The 16,338-nt window shown below is 72.5% G+C and carries 10 protein-coding genes; 7 read left to right on the top strand and 3 right to left on the bottom strand.

Annotated features, from left to right (window positions below; all coding sequences use genetic code 11):
• Positions 1-44 precede the first annotated feature (44 nt).
• The 6 genes from AB0B68_RS11920 to AB0B68_RS11895 all read left to right on the top strand — a co-directional run bounded on the left by AB0B68_RS11920 (position 45) and on the right by AB0B68_RS11895 (position 7,533).
• The gene (locus AB0B68_RS11920; RefSeq protein ID WP_357259771.1) at positions 45-3,413 is read left to right on the top strand and encodes an error-prone DNA polymerase; all 3,369 of its coding nucleotides are present in this window, start codon (positions 45-47) and stop codon (positions 3,411-3,413) included.
• A 93-nt stretch (positions 3,414-3,506) separates the two neighbouring features.
• Positions 3,507-3,683: a hypothetical protein gene (locus AB0B68_RS11915; protein WP_167492956.1), complete on the top strand. Its 177-nt coding sequence runs from the start codon at positions 3,507-3,509 to the stop codon at positions 3,681-3,683.
• Positions 3,684-3,758: 75 nt separating this feature from the next.
• On the top strand, positions 3,759-4,526 hold the full coding sequence (locus tag AB0B68_RS11910; protein WP_357206958.1) for a methyltransferase domain-containing protein: 768 nt from the start codon (positions 3,759-3,761) through the stop codon (positions 4,524-4,526).
• Positions 4,523-5,695, top strand: coding sequence for a nucleotide pyrophosphatase/phosphodiesterase family protein (locus AB0B68_RS11905; RefSeq protein WP_357206957.1), 1,173 nt, complete (start codon positions 4,523-4,525; stop codon positions 5,693-5,695). The genes AB0B68_RS11910 and AB0B68_RS11905 overlap by 4 nt, the downstream gene beginning before the upstream one ends.
• Positions 5,696-5,758: 63 nt before the next feature.
• Positions 5,759-7,018: a DNA polymerase IV gene (locus tag AB0B68_RS11900; RefSeq protein ID WP_357206955.1), complete on the top strand. Its 1,260-nt coding sequence runs from the start codon at positions 5,759-5,761 to the stop codon at positions 7,016-7,018.
• 116 nt (positions 7,019-7,134) lie between these two features.
• A complete protein-coding gene (locus AB0B68_RS11895; protein ID WP_030334542.1) occupies positions 7,135-7,533 on the top strand; it encodes a DUF3040 domain-containing protein in 399 nt (132 codons plus the stop codon).
• A gap of 413 nt (positions 7,534-7,946) precedes the next feature.
• Here AB0B68_RS11895 and AB0B68_RS11890 read toward each other — a convergent pair whose 3' ends face one another.
• Genes AB0B68_RS11890 through AB0B68_RS11880 form a run of 3 tightly spaced genes read right to left on the bottom strand, consistent with a single transcriptional unit; the run spans position 7,947 to position 12,790 of the window.
• Complete coding sequence (locus AB0B68_RS11890) at positions 7,947-10,418, bottom strand: DUF3488 and transglutaminase-like domain-containing protein (RefSeq protein ID WP_357206161.1); 2,472 nt, start codon at positions 10,416-10,418, stop codon at positions 7,947-7,949.
• A gap of 16 nt (positions 10,419-10,434) precedes the next feature.
• On the bottom strand, positions 10,435-11,733 hold the full coding sequence (locus AB0B68_RS11885) for a DUF58 domain-containing protein (RefSeq protein WP_357206159.1): 1,299 nt from the start codon (positions 11,731-11,733) through the stop codon (positions 10,435-10,437).
• Between the two features lies 1 nt (position 11,734).
• Entirely contained in the window at positions 11,735-12,790 is a 1,056-nt protein-coding gene (locus AB0B68_RS11880) for a MoxR family ATPase (RefSeq protein WP_355007681.1), read from the bottom strand.
• A 402-nt stretch (positions 12,791-13,192) separates the two neighbouring features.
• Here AB0B68_RS11880 and leuS point away from each other — a divergent pair, with 402 nt between their 5' ends.
• The gene (gene leuS / locus AB0B68_RS11875; RefSeq protein WP_357259638.1) at positions 13,193-16,033 is read left to right on the top strand and encodes a leucine--tRNA ligase; all 2,841 of its coding nucleotides are present in this window, start codon (positions 13,193-13,195) and stop codon (positions 16,031-16,033) included.
• Positions 16,034-16,338: the final 305 nt, after the last annotated feature.

Here is a 16,338-nt window from a genome sequence, read left to right as displayed (position 1 = left end):
GGGCCGAGCAGTACCGGGCCGAGCAACGCGGCCGGAGCGGCCGGATGAGCTTCCACAACCCGAAGATGCCCTGGTCGGAGCTGGAGCGGGTGCTCTCCGGGCGGCCCGGCGGCAAGCGGGGGAGCCGGGGCGAGCGGCACCTGCACGTGGTGGACCCGCTCGCCGTGGACGCCGATGGCGGCGACTCCCCGGCCTGGAGCCGCCGCCGCGAGCAGTACCAGCCACCGGAGCTGACCCGCCCCGACGGCGTGGTGCCCTACGCGGAGCTGCACGCGCACACCAACTTCAGCTTCCTCGACGGCGCCAGCCACCCGGAGGAGCTGGCGGAGGAGGCGGCCCGGCTGGGGCTCACCGCGCTCGCCGTCACCGACCACGACGGCTTCTACGGGGTGGTCCGCTTCGCCGAGGCGGCTCGTACGCTGGGCCTGCCGACCATCTTCGGCGCGGAGCTGTCTCTCGGCCTGCCCGGCCCGCAGAACGGCGAGCCCGACCCGCACGGCGCGCACCTGCTGGTGCTCGCGCACGGCCACGAGGGGTACGCCCGGCTGGCCACCACCATCGCCCGCGCCCAGCTGCGCGGCGGGGAGAAGGGCCGCCCGGATTACGGGGACCTGGAGGAGGTCGCCGCCGAGCTGCGTGACCATGTGCTGGTGCTGACCGGCTGCCGCAAGGGGCACGTGCCGGGGGCGCTGCTCACCGAGGGGGTGGACGCGGCGGCCCGCGAGTTGGACCGGCTGACCGCGCTCTTCGGCGCGGAGACGGTGGCCGTGGAGCTGACCGACCACGGTCATCCCGTCGACGCCGACTGTAACGACGCGCTCGCCGAGCTGGCCGCCGCGGCCGGGTTGCCGACGGTGGCCAGCAACAACGTGCACTACGCCAGCCCCGGCCGGCGTCGGCTGGCCACCACCGTCGCCGCGGTCCGGGCCCGACGCAGCCTGGACGAGATCGACGGCTGGTTGCCCGCGGCGGCCACCGCCCACCTGCGCAGCGGCGCGGAGATGGCGGCCCGGTTCGCCGCGTACCCGGGTGCGGTGGCGCGGGCCGCCGAGTTCGGCGCCGAGTTGGCCTTCGACCTTCAGCTCGTCGCGCCGCAGCTACCGGCGTACCCGGTGCCGCCGGGGCACACCGAGATGAGTTGGCTGCGGAAGCTGACAGCTGACGGGGCACACGAGCGCTACGGGCCGCCGCAGGCGCACCCGACGGCGTACGCGCAACTCGAGCACGAACTGAACATGATCGAGGAGCTGGGTTTCCCCGGCTATTTCCTGGTGGTCTACGACATCGTCACGTTCTGCCGTGACCAGGACATCTACTGCCAGGGTCGGGGTTCGGCGGCCAACTCGGCGGTCTGCTACGCGTTGCGGATCACCAATGTGGACGCGGTCCGGCACCAACTGCTCTTCGAGCGGTTCCTCGCCCCGGAACGGGACGGCCCACCCGACATCGACGTGGACATCGAGTCCGACCGCCGGGAGGAGGTGATCCAGCACGTCTACACCCGTTACGGCCGGGAGCACGCCGCCCAGGTCGCCAACGTCATCTCCTACCGGCCCCGGTCGGCCGTGCGGGACGTGGCCAAGGCGTTCGGCTACTCCCCGGGGCAGCAGGACGCCTGGAGCAAGCAGATCGACAGGTGGGGTTCGGTCGCCACTGTCGATGTCGAGAACATCCCCGAGCAGGTGGTGGAGTACGCCAACGAGTTGCAGACGTTCCCGCGGCACCTGGGCATCCACTCCGGCGGCATGGTGATCTGCGACCGGCCGGTGATCGAGGTCTGCCCGGTGGAGTGGGGGCGGATGCCCGGGCGCAGCGTCCTGCAATGGGACAAGGACGACTGCGCCGCGGTGGGCCTGGTCAAGTTCGACCTGCTCGGCCTGGGCATGCTCTCCGCCCTGCACTACGGCTACGACATGATCGGGTCCCGGCTCGACCTGGGCGACATGACCCTGGACGACCCGGAGGTCTACGACATGCTCTGCCGGGCCGACTCGGTCGGGGTGTTCCAGGTGGAGAGCCGGGCCCAGATGGCCACCCTGCCCCGACTCAAGCCCCGCGAGTTCTACGACCTGGTGGTCGAGGTGGCGCTGATCCGTCCCGGTCCGATCCAGGGCGGTTCGGTGCACCCGTTCATCCGCCGCAAGAACGGCCAGGAGCCGGTGACCTTCGCGCACCCGCTGATGCGCAACGCCCTGGAGAAGACCCTGGGTGTGCCGTTGTTCCAGGAGCAGCTGATGCAGCTCGCCATCGACCTGGCCGGCTTCGACGCGGCCGAGGCCGACCAGTTGCGCCGGGCGATGGGCGCCAAACGGTCGGTCGAGCGGATGACCCGGATCGCCGACCGGCTCTACGCCGGGATGGCTGAGCGGGGCATCACCGGTGAGCTTGCTGACGACGTCTACCGCAAACTCACCGCGTTCGCCAGCTACGGCTTCCCGGAGAGCCACGCGATGAGCTTCGCCTACCTGGTCTACGCCAGCTCCTGGCTCAAGCGTTACCACCCCGCGCCGTTCCTGGCCGCGCTGCTCAACGCTCAGCCGATGGGTTTCTACTCGCCGCAGACCCTGGTCGACGACGCCCGCCGGCACGGGGTGGAGGTCCGTCGTCCGGACATCAACGCCAGCGGGGCGCTGGCGGTGCTGGAGTCCACCCCGGAGACCCGGTGGGGCAGCGGGCCGGGGGAGCCGCCGCACGCCTGGGGGCTGGGCGGCCCCGCCGTCCGGCTCGGCCTGTCCAGTGTGCGCACGCTCGGTGCCGACGTGGCCGAGCGAATCGAGGCCGAACGGGTCGCCGCCGGGCCGTACCGGGACATGCCGGATGTGGCCCGGCGGCTCGGTCTCACCGCCGCGCAGTTGGAGGCGTTGGCCACCGCGGACGCCTTCGCCTGTTTCGGGCTGACCCGGCGGCAGGCGCTGTGGGCCGCCGGTGCGGCGGCCCAGGACCGACCGGGCCGGTTGCCCGGCACGGTGACCGGCGCGGCGGCGCCCACGCTGCCCGGGATGGAGGCGGTGGACCGGCTGGTCGCCGACGTGTGGGCCACCGGGTTGTCGCCGGAGAGCCACCCCGCCCGTTTCATCAGGGGTCAGCTCGACGTGCTCGGCGCGGTGCCGATCGCCCGGCTCGGCCGGGTGGAGCCGGGGCAACGGATCCGGGTCGGCGGCATCGTCACCCACCGGCAACGTCCGGCGACAGCGGGCGGGGTCACCTTCCTCAACCTGGAGGACGAGACGGGGATGCTCAACGTCACCTGTTCGCCGGGGCTGTGGCAGCGCTACCGGCGGGTGGCGCGGACCAGTGCCGCGCTGGTGGTCCGGGGGCGGTTGCAGCGGCACGAGGGGGTGACCAACCTGGTCGCCGACCGACTGGACGCCATCGAGCCACCGGTGCGTCCGGCCTCCCGTGACTTCCGCTGATTCAGTGATCCACATTACGGTTTCCCGAGCCGTCGAGCGGGAGACTCGTCCCGAGCGGGCAGAGCGGCCCGTGATTCGTGAGGGGGAACGACAGTGACGGGAAATCACGCGTACACCGGTGGAATCGCCAACGCCCGGCGGACCCGACTGGGCACCGGCTGGGTGCCGTCGCACCTCGCCGACCCCCGCGAGTACGAGGTGACGAACGGTCCGGTGGCCAACGAGCGCCGGTCCCGGGCGGAGGACGAGGCCGAGGGCACCGAGGCCTGACCGGCCGCCGCGCCACGCACCGATCGGGCGTGTGGTGGGCGCCCCCGCCACACGCCCACACCACCACCGGGCCGAGTGACTAGGCTCGGCCGGGTGGAGCAGACCCGAGGCCGGTTCGCCGAGCCGCCGCTGACACCCCGCACCGCCGTGATCTGGTCGGTGCTCCGTGCCGAGCTGGACCGGCGCGGCGACGCCGAGCTCACAGTGCTGGACGTGGGCGGCGGCACCGGTGGTTTCGCCGTTCCGCTGGCCCGCGCCGGGCACCGGGTCACCGTCGTCGACGCCAGCCCCGACGCGCTTGCCGCGCTCACCCGCCGCGCCGCCGAGGCCGGGGTGGCCGACCGGATCGCCGCCGTGCAGGGCGACGGTGACGCCCTCGCCGGGCTGGTCGAGCCGGCCGGCGTCGACCTGGTGCTCTGCCACGCCGTCCTGGAGGTTGTCGACGACCCGACGCCGGTGGTGACCGCGCTGGCCACCGCGCTGCGCCCGGGTGGCGCGGCCAGTGTGCTGGTGGCCGGCCGGGCCGCCGCCGTGCTGGGCCGCGCGATGAACGGGCACCTGGACGTCGCGACCACAGTGGCCGCCGATCCGGCCGGCACCGCGGGCCCGCGCGACACGTTGCGCCGACGCTACGACGCCGCCGGCGCCGCCGCGCTGCTCGGCGCCGCCGGGCTGGTGGTCGAGGAGATCCACGGGGTACGCGTGCTGGCCGACCTGCTGCCGGCCGCTGTCGCCGACGGGCAGTCCGCGGCCGTGGTCGAGCTGGAGCGTGCGCTGGCCGCCCAACCGCCGTACCGGGACCTGGCCGCCCAACTGCACCTGTTCGCCCGCCGGCCGGCATGATCGCCGAGGCCGGTGGCCAGCCGGCACCGCTGGAGATCCTCGGGCCGGGCCACGGCGGCGGCCGCCTCACCGACGTGCTGCCCAGCGCGCTGGCCGTGCTCGGGGTGCCCGGCTCGACCGACCCGCTCGGGCTCCGACCCGCGCTGGCCGGGGTACGCCGGATCGCGGTGCTGCTCGTCGACGGGCTCGGCTGGTACCAGCTGCCGACCGCGGCGCCGTACGCGCCGACTGTCGCCGGGCTCGCCGCGACGGTGGCCCGGCCGCTCATCGCCGGTTTCCCGTCCACCACCCCGACCAGCCTGGTGTCGCTGGGCACCGGTGTCGCGCCGGGCGCGCACGGCGTGCTCGGCTTCACTGTGCGGGTGCCCGGCACCGATCGGGTGCTCACCCACACCGACTGGGCCGCCGATCCGTCGCCGCTGCGCTGGCAGCCGGTGCCCACCCAGTTGGAGCGGGCCCGCGCTGCCGGGGTCACGACGAGCGTGGTGAGCCGGCCGGAGTTCGGCGGCAGCGGGTTGACAGTGGCAGCCAACCGGGGTGGCGACTTCCGGGGCGCCGCCGGCGCGGAGGCGGTGGCCACCGCCATGCTGGCCGCGCTGGCCGCCGGGGCCGGGCCCACACTGGTCTCCGGCTACCACGCCGACCTGGACCGGCACGGCCACGTCAGCGGCGTCGACTCGGCACCCTGGCGGGTCGCCGCGACCGAGGTGGACGCCCTGGTCGCCCGACTGGTCGACGGGCTGCCGCCGGACGCGGCGCTGCTGGTGACCGCCGACCACGGGCAGCTCGACATCCCTGCCGCGCACCGCTTCGACCTGGACACCGATCCGCGACTGCGCGCTGGCGTGCGGCTGGTGGCCGGCGAGGCCCGGGTCCGCTACCTGCACGTCGAGCCGGGCGCGGTGGACGACGTGCGGGCCGCCTGGTCGGAGGTGCTGGGCGCCACGGCCCGGGTACGCACCCGCGACGAGATGGTGGCCACCGGCTGGTTCGGGCCGGTGGCCGAGGAGCACCTGGGCCGGATCGGCGACGTGGTGGTGATCTGCAACGACACGTACGCGGTCATGGCCAGTCGCACCGAGCGGCCGATGGCGTCGAAGTTGGTGGCCTACCACGGGTCGGACACCGCCGCGGAGCTGACAGTGCCGCTGCTGGTCGTCCGGGGCTGATCCCGGGGGCGGTTCGGCCCGCTGGCCGATGGTGGTGTCGTACCTCCGGGTTAACCTGCCGGGATGGGCCGCAGCCAGTCGTTGCCCCGGGGCGACGATCCGCGCTTCGGGCCGGACGCCGACGACTCCGCCAGCCCGATCCTGCACGTCGACATGGACGCCTTCTTCGCCGCCGTCGAGGTGCGCCGTCGCCCGGAGCTGCGCGGCAGGCCGGTGGTCGTCGGCGGTGTCGGCCCGCGCGGGGTGGTCAGCTCGGCCAGCTACGAGGCCCGCCGGTACGGCGTCCGCAGCGCGATGCCGACCAGTCAGGCCCGGGCCCGCTGCCCCCACGCGGTCTACCTGCCACCGGATTTTTCCGCCTACACGGCCGCCTCCCGGGCCGTCATGCAGATCTTCCGGGACGTCACGCCCCTGGTCGAGCCGCTCTCCCTCGACGAGGCGTTCCTCGACGTGACAGGTGCCCGTCGGCTCTTCGGCTCCCCGGCCACCATCGCTCGGCTGATCCGCCGCCGGGTCGCCGACGAGCAGGCGCTGACCTGCTCGGTCGGGGTGGCGCCGACCAAGTTCGTGGCCAAACTGGGCTCTACCCGGGCCAAGCCGGACGGCATGCTGGTCGTGCCCCCGGGGCAGGTGCTCGATTTTCTGCACCCGCTGCCGGTGGACGCCCTGTGGGGGGTGGGGGAGCGCGCCGCCGAGGCGCTCCGCCGGCTCGGCCTGACCACAGTCGGCGACCTCGCCGAGGCGCCGGTGGGCATGCTCCGCCGAGCCGTCGGTGCCGCTTCGGCGTCGCACCTGCACGAGTTGGCCTGGGGGCGCGACCCGCGCGGGGTCAGCCCCGAGCACGTCGACAAGTCGATCGGCGCCGAGGTGACCTTCGACGTCGACGTGGCCGACCCGTTGGAGATCCGCCGCGCGTTGCTCGCGCTCAGCGCGAAGGTCGGTGTCCGTTTGCGCGGCTCCGGGCAGGTCGGGCGCACCGTCTCACTCAAGGTCCGGCTGGCCGACTTCCGCACGGTCAGCCGGTCTCGCACCCTCGACGTCCCCACCGACACCGCCCGCGAGATGTTCGACACGGTCTGGGCGCTCTACACCGCATTGGACCCGGGCGAGCGGATCCGACTCGTCGGTGTCCGGGTGGAAGGGCTCGCCCCGGCGCAGGGTGCCCCCCGGCAACTCACCCTCGGCGCGCCCGAGCGCGGCTGGCGCGAAGCGGAAGCTGCCGCGGACGCCGCCGCTGCCCGTTTCGGGCGGTCCGTCATAGGTCCGGCCAGTCTGATGGGCGACCGTGATCCCCGTCGAAACGAAAATCCACCCCGCCCATAGGTCGTCCCGCTTTCCGACGCGCGACCCCCCTCGTAGACTTGCGGGTAAGCAGCCGGTTGGCTGCCACGGTCTGACGGCCCGAATGGGCCCGACCAACGTGACCGGGGAGGAGTGCCGTGCCGCTCTCGGAGCACGAGCAGCGGCTGTTCGAGCAGATCGAGCGGTCGCTTGCCGAGGACCCCAAATTCGCCTCGGCCGTGCGCGCCAGCGATCCGCGCTTCCATGCGCGGCGTCGCCTGCTCGTCGCCGCCGGCGTCATCATCGCTGGCTTGGCTCTACTGGTCTATGGCGCGGTGATCAAGACTCCACCACTGGCGGTGGCGGGCTTCGTCGTCATGCTGGCGTCGGCCGCGTTCGCGGTGCAGTCGCACCGGCGGGCGCAGTCACCCGACCTGCACGTGGTGGGCGGCACGACGAGTCGTCGTCGTCCCCGCGGTGGCCGATCCGGTCGCCGGTCGTCAATCCTGGACCGCATGGAGGACAGGTGGCGGCAGCGCCCGGAGGGGCACCGCTGAGCCGGTCCCGCCGCTGAGGCGGACCGTACGCCGCGACGAGCGGTCGCCGGGCACAGCCCCCGGCGACCTCCGTCGTATCCGCACGCCCTCTACCGCTGCCCGCCCCGCCGGCTCCCGGCTCGCGCCGTGCCGCCGGCTCCCGGCTCGCGCCGTGCCGCCGCGCTGGGCGTGCCGCCGCGCTGGGCGTGCCGCCGCGCTGGGCGTGCCGCCGCGCTGGGCGCGCCGCACGCCGGCAGCCCTCGCATGATCAGGTGATGAAAAGTAGCTCTCTGGGACGTTCCGTGCCTACTTCTCATCACCTGATCTTGCTTCTCATCACCTGATCTTGGAGACGCTGAGCCGGGCGCAGGGATGCCGGGCCGGGCTGGGACGGCGGCGGGTGTGCCGCCGTCCCCTGCCAGGGAACCGGTCGGTCAGCGAGCTGCCCGGCCGGCCAGCAGCCGTCGAGGGTTCCACCGCAGCAGTCGGTACCGGGCCTGCCCGGTCAGCGCCACCATCCGGCTGGAACTGTCGGCCATCGTGGTGCGCCAGCGCAGCAGCACCGAGGGCGGCAGCACGGCGGCGCGCAGGCGGGTCCGTCGGTCCGCCCGTGTCGCGAGCGCCGCACGGACCGCGCGCAGCGCCGGCAGCAACGGCTCACCGGTCAGCGGATCCCGCGCGTAGCGGGCCCGCTCCTCTGCCCGGCCGAGCAGCCGCGCCGACCCGATCGCGTCGTCATCGTCGAGGGAGTCCCGGACCAGCCGGTCCGCGGTCGCCCTGGGCGTCTCGGTCGGATCGACCGGGACCCGGAAGTCCACAAGCGTGTCGAGCAGCTCCGCCCAGGCGGCGTGCGCGTCCGCGCGGGCCCGGTTGGCGTCCGCGCTGACCACCACCGGACGTGCCCCCGGCTCGCTGTCGCCGTCGACCCTGGCGGAGGCCATCGCCCCGCTCGCCGCGCGGCCACTGCGTCGGCGGCGCAGGGCCATCCGGCGCAGCGCGGGCACCGCGAGCAGCACCAGCAGGGCCACCAGCCCCGCTGCCCACCAGGGCCAGACCGGTGGCTGCTCGTTCGGCGTCGTCCCGCCGAGAGAGAGCCCGTCGTCGGTGTCCCGGTCGGAGTTGTCCGGGCCGGTCGGCTCCGTCGAGGTGCCCGGGTCCGTCGGGGCGCTCGTGGCGCCGGAGCTAGGGCTGGTCGCCTCCGGCGCGTCAGTGTCCGGTGCCCAGGCCGAACGGGTGGAGCCGGGCACCCCGTACGCCGGGGTGGCGTCGAACGGCACCCAACCAGCCCCGTCGAAGTAGACCTCGGTCCAGGCGTGCAGGTTGAGGTTCGTCAGCGTGAAGGTGTCACCGTCGCGCTTGCTGCCGTTGGTGAACCCGAACGCCACCCGGGCAGGAATGCCGGCCGAGCGGACCAGCCAGGCCATCGCGGCGGCGTACTGCTGGCAGTAGCCCACCTTGTTGGTCAGGAAGTTGACGATGTCCTGACCGCTGCTGCCGCTCTCGGTGCTCAACCGGTAGCTGAAACCGTTGTCCGCCGAGAAGTGCTGGTAGATCGCCAGCACCCGGTCGTAGTCCGTGCGCTTGCCCTGGATCAGCCCCTTGACCAGCTCCTCCACCTCGGGCACCGGCCCGGGGGTGGCGGTCATCTGTCGGCGTACGGGGTGCTCGGTCGGCAGTGATCGCGCGGCCCGCAACGCCTCGGGCGTGAAGGTCGAGCGAACGTAGTCGAAGGAGTACTTCCGACCGCGGGAGTTCTCCCGGTTGGAGAAGACGACCTGCTGGTTGGCGTCGTAGAGCCAGTTGTCGCTGAGGTCGTCGGCGCGGGTCGGTTCGGCGTACACGGGCATCAGCGCCATGCTCAGACTCTTGGTGACCTCGACGGTCGCCTGGTAGGTGGTCTGCTTCACGCCGGGACCGGCCCGGTCGGCCGGGTTCGGCAGATCCCGGTTGACCGACCGGCCGCTGGGGTTGCGCGCCTGGAAACCAGCGGGTCGTAGCTCGTCGGCGACCGCGTAGCGCAGGTAGAACGGGTTCTGCTCGGACGTCTTGACCTTCACCAGGTCGGCTACCTGGGACTGGTTGAGCTGCCCGGCTAGCGAGGCGAACAGGTCGATCCGACCCGACGTCCCGCCCGAGCCGGACCCGTTGCCGTTGCCGTTGCCCGGCCCTCGGCTGAGCGAGTCGAGCAGCCCGCCGGTCATGCCGGGCACCGCCAGCGGCAGCACCACCGCCAGGGCCACCCCGACCGCCGCGAGCCGGCGGCCGGCGGATGCCAGCGGAGAGGCCTCCCACACGTCGACGTCGCGCCCGTCACCGGTGAACCGCCGCCCGAAGCGGCGCACCCGGTCGACGTTGTCGGTGACCAGCAGCCAGAGGTAGCCAGCGGCGCCCACCACGAACGGCACGGCGGGGACGCTGTCCACGTAGACGGCGACCGGCACCGAGTAGATGGCGAGCATCGGCAGCCCCGCCAGCGCGGGCCGGCGCAGCCCTACGGCCAGCACGTCCACCAGCACGGCGACCCCGCCGACGCCGAGCACGGCGATGAACAGCAACGGGTCGGTGTCCGGGACCTCGACCCCGTACGAGCGCATGTCCTGCATGGAGCCGGCGAGCAGGTCGCCGAAGTAGCCCAACGTGCCCGGCGTGGGCAGGATCGCGAACAGCTCCTGGCCGCTGGGGAACAACCAGGTCAGGGCGAGCATCAGCCCGGCCAGCATGCCCAGCACCTGAGCCCACAGCGGTGCCCGGGCGAGGCGGGTCAGCGCGGCCACCCCGGCCACCACGGCGACCGCGATGATGGACTCGATCAACCACGTCCAGCCCTGAAAGATGGCCGACAGCGGCGCGGCGGCCAGCAGCGTGGCAGCGGCCGCCACCAGGCCGATGTTCCGACTGCTGATCATGAGGGGAGCCTTCCGTTCATCGCACACCGCCGGCGACCGTCTCGGCCAGCGCGGCCCGCAGGGCGAACCCCTGGGCGCCCCGACCGACCTGCGGCCACAGCGCCGGCAGCCGGCCGCCGTGGTCGACGCCGACCACCCGCCAGCCACTCTGCAACATGGCGAGGACGGCGGCGGCGTGGGCGTGCTCCGCCTCGTTCCGCGCCTTCTCCGGCAGGCTGAGCCAGGTGGAGCTGTTCAGGAGGAAGCCGACACAGGTGGCGCCGTTGCCCCGCAGCCCGGCCAGCACCTCCGCCTCGGCGACGCTCACCGTGCCGAACAGGCCGATGATCAGACCGCCGTCGGCGCGTTGGCGGACCCGCTGCACGAGGCCGGTGACCTCGGCACGCTGGTCCAGTCGGACCTCCGCGAGGTGATCGAGCAGCGTGCCGTCCCCGCCGGCCTCCGAGGCGTCCACATCTGCCCCCGAGCCGGTGACCAGGCGCAACTTGTAACCGGCCTGCCGCAGGTGGACGGCGATGCTCGCGGCGGCCGAGACCGACCACTCGAAACTGGCGGTCGGCCCCTCGCCCCGGTGGCCGTACGCCCGGGTGTCCAGGACGACGGTGGCCCGGCTCTCCCACGGTTGCTCCTCGCGGCGCACCATGAGCTCACCGGTGCGGGCGGTGGACTTCCAGTGCACCCGGCGCAGGTCGTCGCCGCGCCGGTACTCCCGGGTCGCCGCGTCGTCCTCGCCGTGCACCGCCACCGAGCGGGCCCGGCTGTCGCCGCTGCCCGCGTACTCCCCGGGGAGCCGGACCGACGGCAGCGGGGTGACCTGCGGGATGACCGTCAGGTGGTCGGTGCTGGGAAAGGAGCGGGTGAGTTCACAGAGGCCGAACGGGTCGGTCATCCGGACGACCAGCGGGCCCACGTCGTAGCGGCCCCGCACGTCGGCCCGCACCGTGTACGCCACCGAGCTGGCCTGGTGTGCGCCGAGCCGCTCCAACACCACCCGGGGCCGGCTGCCCAGTGCGTAGGGCAGCCGGTCCTCCAGGAGCAGGGTGCCGGTCGGCAGCCGGGAGAGGTTCTGTAGGCGCAGCACCACCCGGGAGTTGGCGCCGACCGGAACCCGGTGCGGGTCCAGCGAACGGTTGCAGGCCAGCTTGTAGCGGCTCCGCCCGACGTAGGCGGCGGCCAGCAACGGCAGGATGGCCAACAGCACAGCCACCCGGAGCAGGTCCTTCTCGCCGAGGATGCCGGCTGAGATCGCCGCCGCGACCGCAGCGGCAAGGAAGGACCGCCCGCGGGTGGTCAGCCCGCGTAGCCCGGCACGCACGTCATGGCCTCCGCGGCTCGTAGGGTGCGCGACCGTTGCCGGTGGCGGGGGGCCGGGTGTCGTACGGATTGCGCTGCCTGTCGTGTGGTAGCGGCAGGCGGTGCACCAGCTCGGAGACGATCGCGTCGGTGGTGCGCCGGGCGAGCTGCGCGTCGGCGGTCGGGATGATCCGGTGGGCCAGCACCGGCACCGCCAGGGCCTGCAGATCGTCGGGGAGAACGTAGTCGCGGCCCTCCAGGGCGGCGACCGCCCGGGCGGTGCGCAACAGTTGCAGGGTCGCCCGGGGGGACGCGCCGAGCCGGAGGTCGGGGGCCTCGCGGGTGGCGGTGACCAGGTCGATCGCGTACTGCTTGACCGCGTCCGCCACGTGCACCTGCCGGACGGTGGCGATCAGCTGTCGGACGATGGCCGCGTCGGAGACCGCGCGCAGCTCGTGCAGCGGGTCGGTGCCGCCGTGCCCGTCGAGCATGGCCAGCTCGGCGTTGGAGTCCGGGTAACCCATCGCGATGCGGGCGGTGAACCGGTCGCGCTGCGCCTCCGGCAGCGGATAGGTCCCCTCCATCTCGATCGGGTTCTGAGTGGCGATCACCATGAACGGGGTCTGAAGCTGGTACGTCACCCCGTCGACGGTGACCTGCCGCTCCTCCATGCACTCCAGCAACGCCGACTGGGTCTTCGGCGAGGCCCGGTTGATCTCGTCGCCGACCACCAGGTTGGCGAACACGGCACCGGGGCGGAACTCGAAGTCGTGCGTCTCCTGGTTGTAGACGCTGACCCCGGTGACGTCGCTGGGCAGGAGGTCGGGGGTGAACTGGATCCGTCGCACCGTGCAGTCGATGGACCGCGCGAGGGCCTTGGCAAGCTTGGTCTTGCCGACACCCGGGACGTCTTCGATCAGGAGGTGACCCTCGGCGAGCAGGACGGCAAGGGCGAGCCGCACTGTGGCGGTCTTACCCTCGATGACCTGCTCGATGTTGGCCACGATGGCCTCGCTGGCGGCTCGGAACTCGTCGTGCGGCAACAGGCCGCCCACCTCGTCCCAGGTCTGTTGTGTCACGGGCCTCCTCCTCGTCGCCGTCACGGCAGCTCTGTAGAGAGCACCTGGACCCGCCGTTGGGTTCGCGACGTCGAGCCTCGTTTGCCGCAGGAATCTCACTAGTCTCTCAGGCTAACCATGTTTGTCGTTATCGCCGACCCCCGCAGGTAGTCCGTCGGTTACGCACCGATATTCGCCAGCTCGGGGGAACGGGTTCGACACTGCCCGGGGGCCGGCAGGGCTCACCGTGGAAGAGGTACACTGCGGGCATGGCCGGAGTCTTCCTGCTTCTTACCGGGCCGTGCTGATGCGCTGAACCCAGCGACAGCACGGCGGCCCCTCCTGCGCGAGGGGCTTTTTTGTGCCCTCCGCCGGCCCGGCCCGGTGGTGCCGAGACGAAGCGAAGCGAAGCGAGGAGAGACGATGAGTGAGGCAGCCGCACCGGCGGGCGACATCCCCCCGTTCCGGTACACCGCGGCCCTGGCCGACGAGATCGAGATTCGTTGGCAGGACACCTGGGCGCGCGAGGGCACCTTCCACGCACCGAACCCGACCGGCCCGCTGGCCGATCCGACCCACCCACGCGCCGGCGCGGAGAAGCTGTACGTGCTGGACATGTTCCCGTACCCCTCCGGAGCGGGCCTGCACGTCGGCCACCCGCTGGGCTACATCGGCACCGACTGTTACGCCCGCTACCAGCGGATGGCCGGCCGCAACGTGCTGCACGCGATGGGCTTCGACGCGTTCGGCCTGCCGGCCGAGCAGTACGCGGTGCAGACCGGCACCCACCCCCGGACCACCACCGTCGCGAACATCGAGCGGTACAAGGCGCAGCTGCGCCGGCTGGGGCTGGCGCACGACGAGCGCCGCTCGGTGGCCACCATCGACACCGACTTCTACCGCTGGACCCAGTGGATCTTCCTGCAGATCTTCAACTCCTGGTACGACAGCGACGCTGGCCGGGCCCGTCCGATCGCCGAGCTGATCGCCGAGTTCGAGGGCGGTAACCGGCCCACCCCGGACGGCCGCGCCTGGGCCGAGCTGAGCGTCGCCGAGCGTCGCCAGGTCGTCGACGACCACCGCCTGGCGTACGTCTCGCAGGCGCCGGTGAACTGGTGCCCGGGGCTGGGTACCGTGCTGGCCAACGAGGAGGTCACCGCCGACGGCCGTTCCGAGCGGGGCAACTTCCCGGTCTTCAAGCGCAACCTGAAGCAGTGGATGATGCGGATCACCGCCTACGGTGACCGGCTGCTGGACGACCTGGACAGCCTGGACTGGCCCGAGCCGATCAAGCTGATGCAGCGCAACTGGATCGGCCGCTCCCAGGGCGCGCACGTCGACTTCCCGACCAGCGCGGCACCGGTGCGGGTGTTCACGACCCGTCCGGACACCGTCTTCGGGGCCACCTACATGGTGCTGGCGCCCGAGCACGAGCTGGTCGACACACTGGCCCCGGTTAACTGGCCGGACGGAACGAGGGACGCCTGGACCGGTGGGCACGCCAGCCCTCGGGAGGCCGTCGAGGCGTACCGCAAGGCGGCGGCCGCCAAGACCGACGTCGAGCGGCAGTCCGACACCAAGGAGAAGACCGGCGTCTTCATCGGCGCGTACGCCACCAACCCGGTCACCGGTGGGCAGATCCCGATCTTCATCGCCGACTACGTGCTGGCCGGCTACGGCACCGGCGCGATCATGGCGGTGCCGGCGCAGGACGAGCGGGACTGGGCGTTCGCCGAGGTCTTCGAGCTGCCCATCGTGCGTACCGTGCAGCCGGCGGAAGGCTTCGACGGCAAGGCGTACACCGGGGACGGTCCGGCGATCAACAGCGCCGCGCCCGAGCGCGGCCTGGACCTGAACGGCCTGGGGGTCGCCGACGCCAAGGCGGCGATCATCGCCTGGCTGGAGGCGAACGGGCACGGCACCGGCGCGGTGACCTACCGGCTGCGCGACTGGCTGTTCTCCCGGCAGCGTTACTGGGGCGAACCGTTCCCGATCGTCTACGACGAGACCGGCGCGGCCATCGCCCTGCCGGAGGAGATGCTGCCGGTCGAGCTGCCGGAGGTGGACGACTTCTCCCCGAAGACGTTCGACGCCGACGACGCCGGCAGCAACCCGGAGACCCCGCTGTCGCGGCGGCGCGACTGGGTCGAGGTCGAACTGGACCTGGGTGACGGGCCGAAGCGCTACACCCGGGAAACCAATGTGATGCCGCAGTGGGCCGGCTCCTGCTGGTACGAGCTGCGCTACCTGGACCCGACCAACAGCGAGCGGTTCGTCGACGCGGAGAACGAGCGGTACTGGATGGGCCCGCGCGGCGACGGCGACTGCGGCGGCACCGACCTGTACGTGGGTGGCGCCGAGCACGCCGTGCTGCACCTGTTGTACGCGCGGTTCTGGCACAAGGTGCTGTTCGACCTGGGGCACGTGTCGTCGTTCGAGCCGTTCCGCAAGCTGTTCAACCAGGGCATGATCCAGGCGTACGCGTACACCGACTCGCGCGGCAGCTACGTGCAGGCCGAGGACGTCATCGAGCGCGACGGCGCGTACTACCTGGAAGACCTGGTGGTCAATCGCGAGTACGGCAAGATGGGCAAGTCGCTGAAGAACGTGGTGACCCCCGACGACATGTGCGCCGCGTACGGCGCTGACACCTTCCGGGTGTACGAGATGTCGATGGGCCCGCTGGAGGTGTCCCGCCCCTGGGAGACCCGGGCGGTGGTCGGGTCGTACCGGTTCCTGCAGCGGGTGTGGCGGGCCGTCGTCGACGAGCAGACCGGCGCGCTGCGGATCACCGAGGACCCGGCCGACGAGGCGACCCGCCGGCTGCTGCACACGGTGATCGACGGGGTCCGTGGTGACATGGACGGCATCCGGTTCAACACCGCGATCGCCAAGCTGATCCAGCTGACCAACGGGCTGACCGGCCTGTCGGCCACGCCCCGCGAGGTGGCCGAGCCGCTGGTGCTGATGGTGGCGCCGTTCGCCCCGCACCTGGCCGAGGAGCTGTGGCGCAAGCTGGGCCACGACACCTCGCTGACGTACGCGGACTTCCCGACGGCCGATCCGGCGCTGCTGGTGGCCGACACGGTGACCTATCCGGTGCAGGTCAACGGCAAGGTCCGCGGCCGCGTCGAGGTCCCCGCCGACGCCTCCGAGGAGAGCGTGCGCGCGGCGGCCCTGGACGCGGTGGCGACGACCCTGAACGGCAAGGAGCCGCGCAAGGTCATCGTGGTCAAGGGCCGGATGGTCTCGGTAGTCGCCTGACAACGGTGCCCCGCGTCGTGAGCGGCACGCACCGTGACGTCCGCCGAAGCGAACACTTGGAACGAGCGTGATGACTCAGAGACATCAATATGCCTCTGAGTCATCACGCTCCGACTCGTCCGCCGTCCGTCTGACGCCCGGCGGCGACTCCTCGGTCAGGAGCACGAGGGCAGCGGTGCCAGGCAACAAGCAGCGCCCCACCCGCGACCTCCAAGTGGACGTAGTCGGCGGTCAGTCGCACGTACGAGCCGGTCCGCAGGTCGGCCACGTACCCGCCCTGGTGGTAATCGAACCCCAGGCTGTCG

The sequence above is a fragment of the Micromonospora sp. NPDC049049 genome, from assembly GCF_040649115.1.
Lineage (GTDB): Bacteria > Actinomycetota > Actinomycetes > Mycobacteriales > Micromonosporaceae > Micromonospora.
Note: the sequence above shows the minus strand (reverse complement) of the source record. Positions and strands in the feature narration are given on the sequence as shown.

What these genes read in the sequence shown, in the direction of transcription:
- AB0B68_RS11890 (WP_357206161.1), bottom strand. Translation starts at nt 10,418, where the DNA reads ATGATCAGCAGTCGGAACATCGGCCTGGTGGCGGCCGCTGCCACGCTG.
- AB0B68_RS11920 (WP_357259771.1), top strand. Translation starts at nt 45, where the DNA reads ATGAGCTTCCACAACCCGAAGATGCCCTGGTCGGAGCTGGAGCGGGTG.
- leuS (WP_357259638.1), top strand. Translation starts at nt 13,193, where the DNA reads ATGAGTGAGGCAGCCGCACCGGCGGGCGACATCCCCCCGTTCCGGTAC.
- AB0B68_RS11905 (WP_357206957.1), top strand. Translation starts at nt 4,523, where the DNA reads ATGATCGCCGAGGCCGGTGGCCAGCCGGCACCGCTGGAGATCCTCGGG.
- AB0B68_RS11900 (WP_357206955.1), top strand. Translation starts at nt 5,759, where the DNA reads ATGGGCCGCAGCCAGTCGTTGCCCCGGGGCGACGATCCGCGCTTCGGG.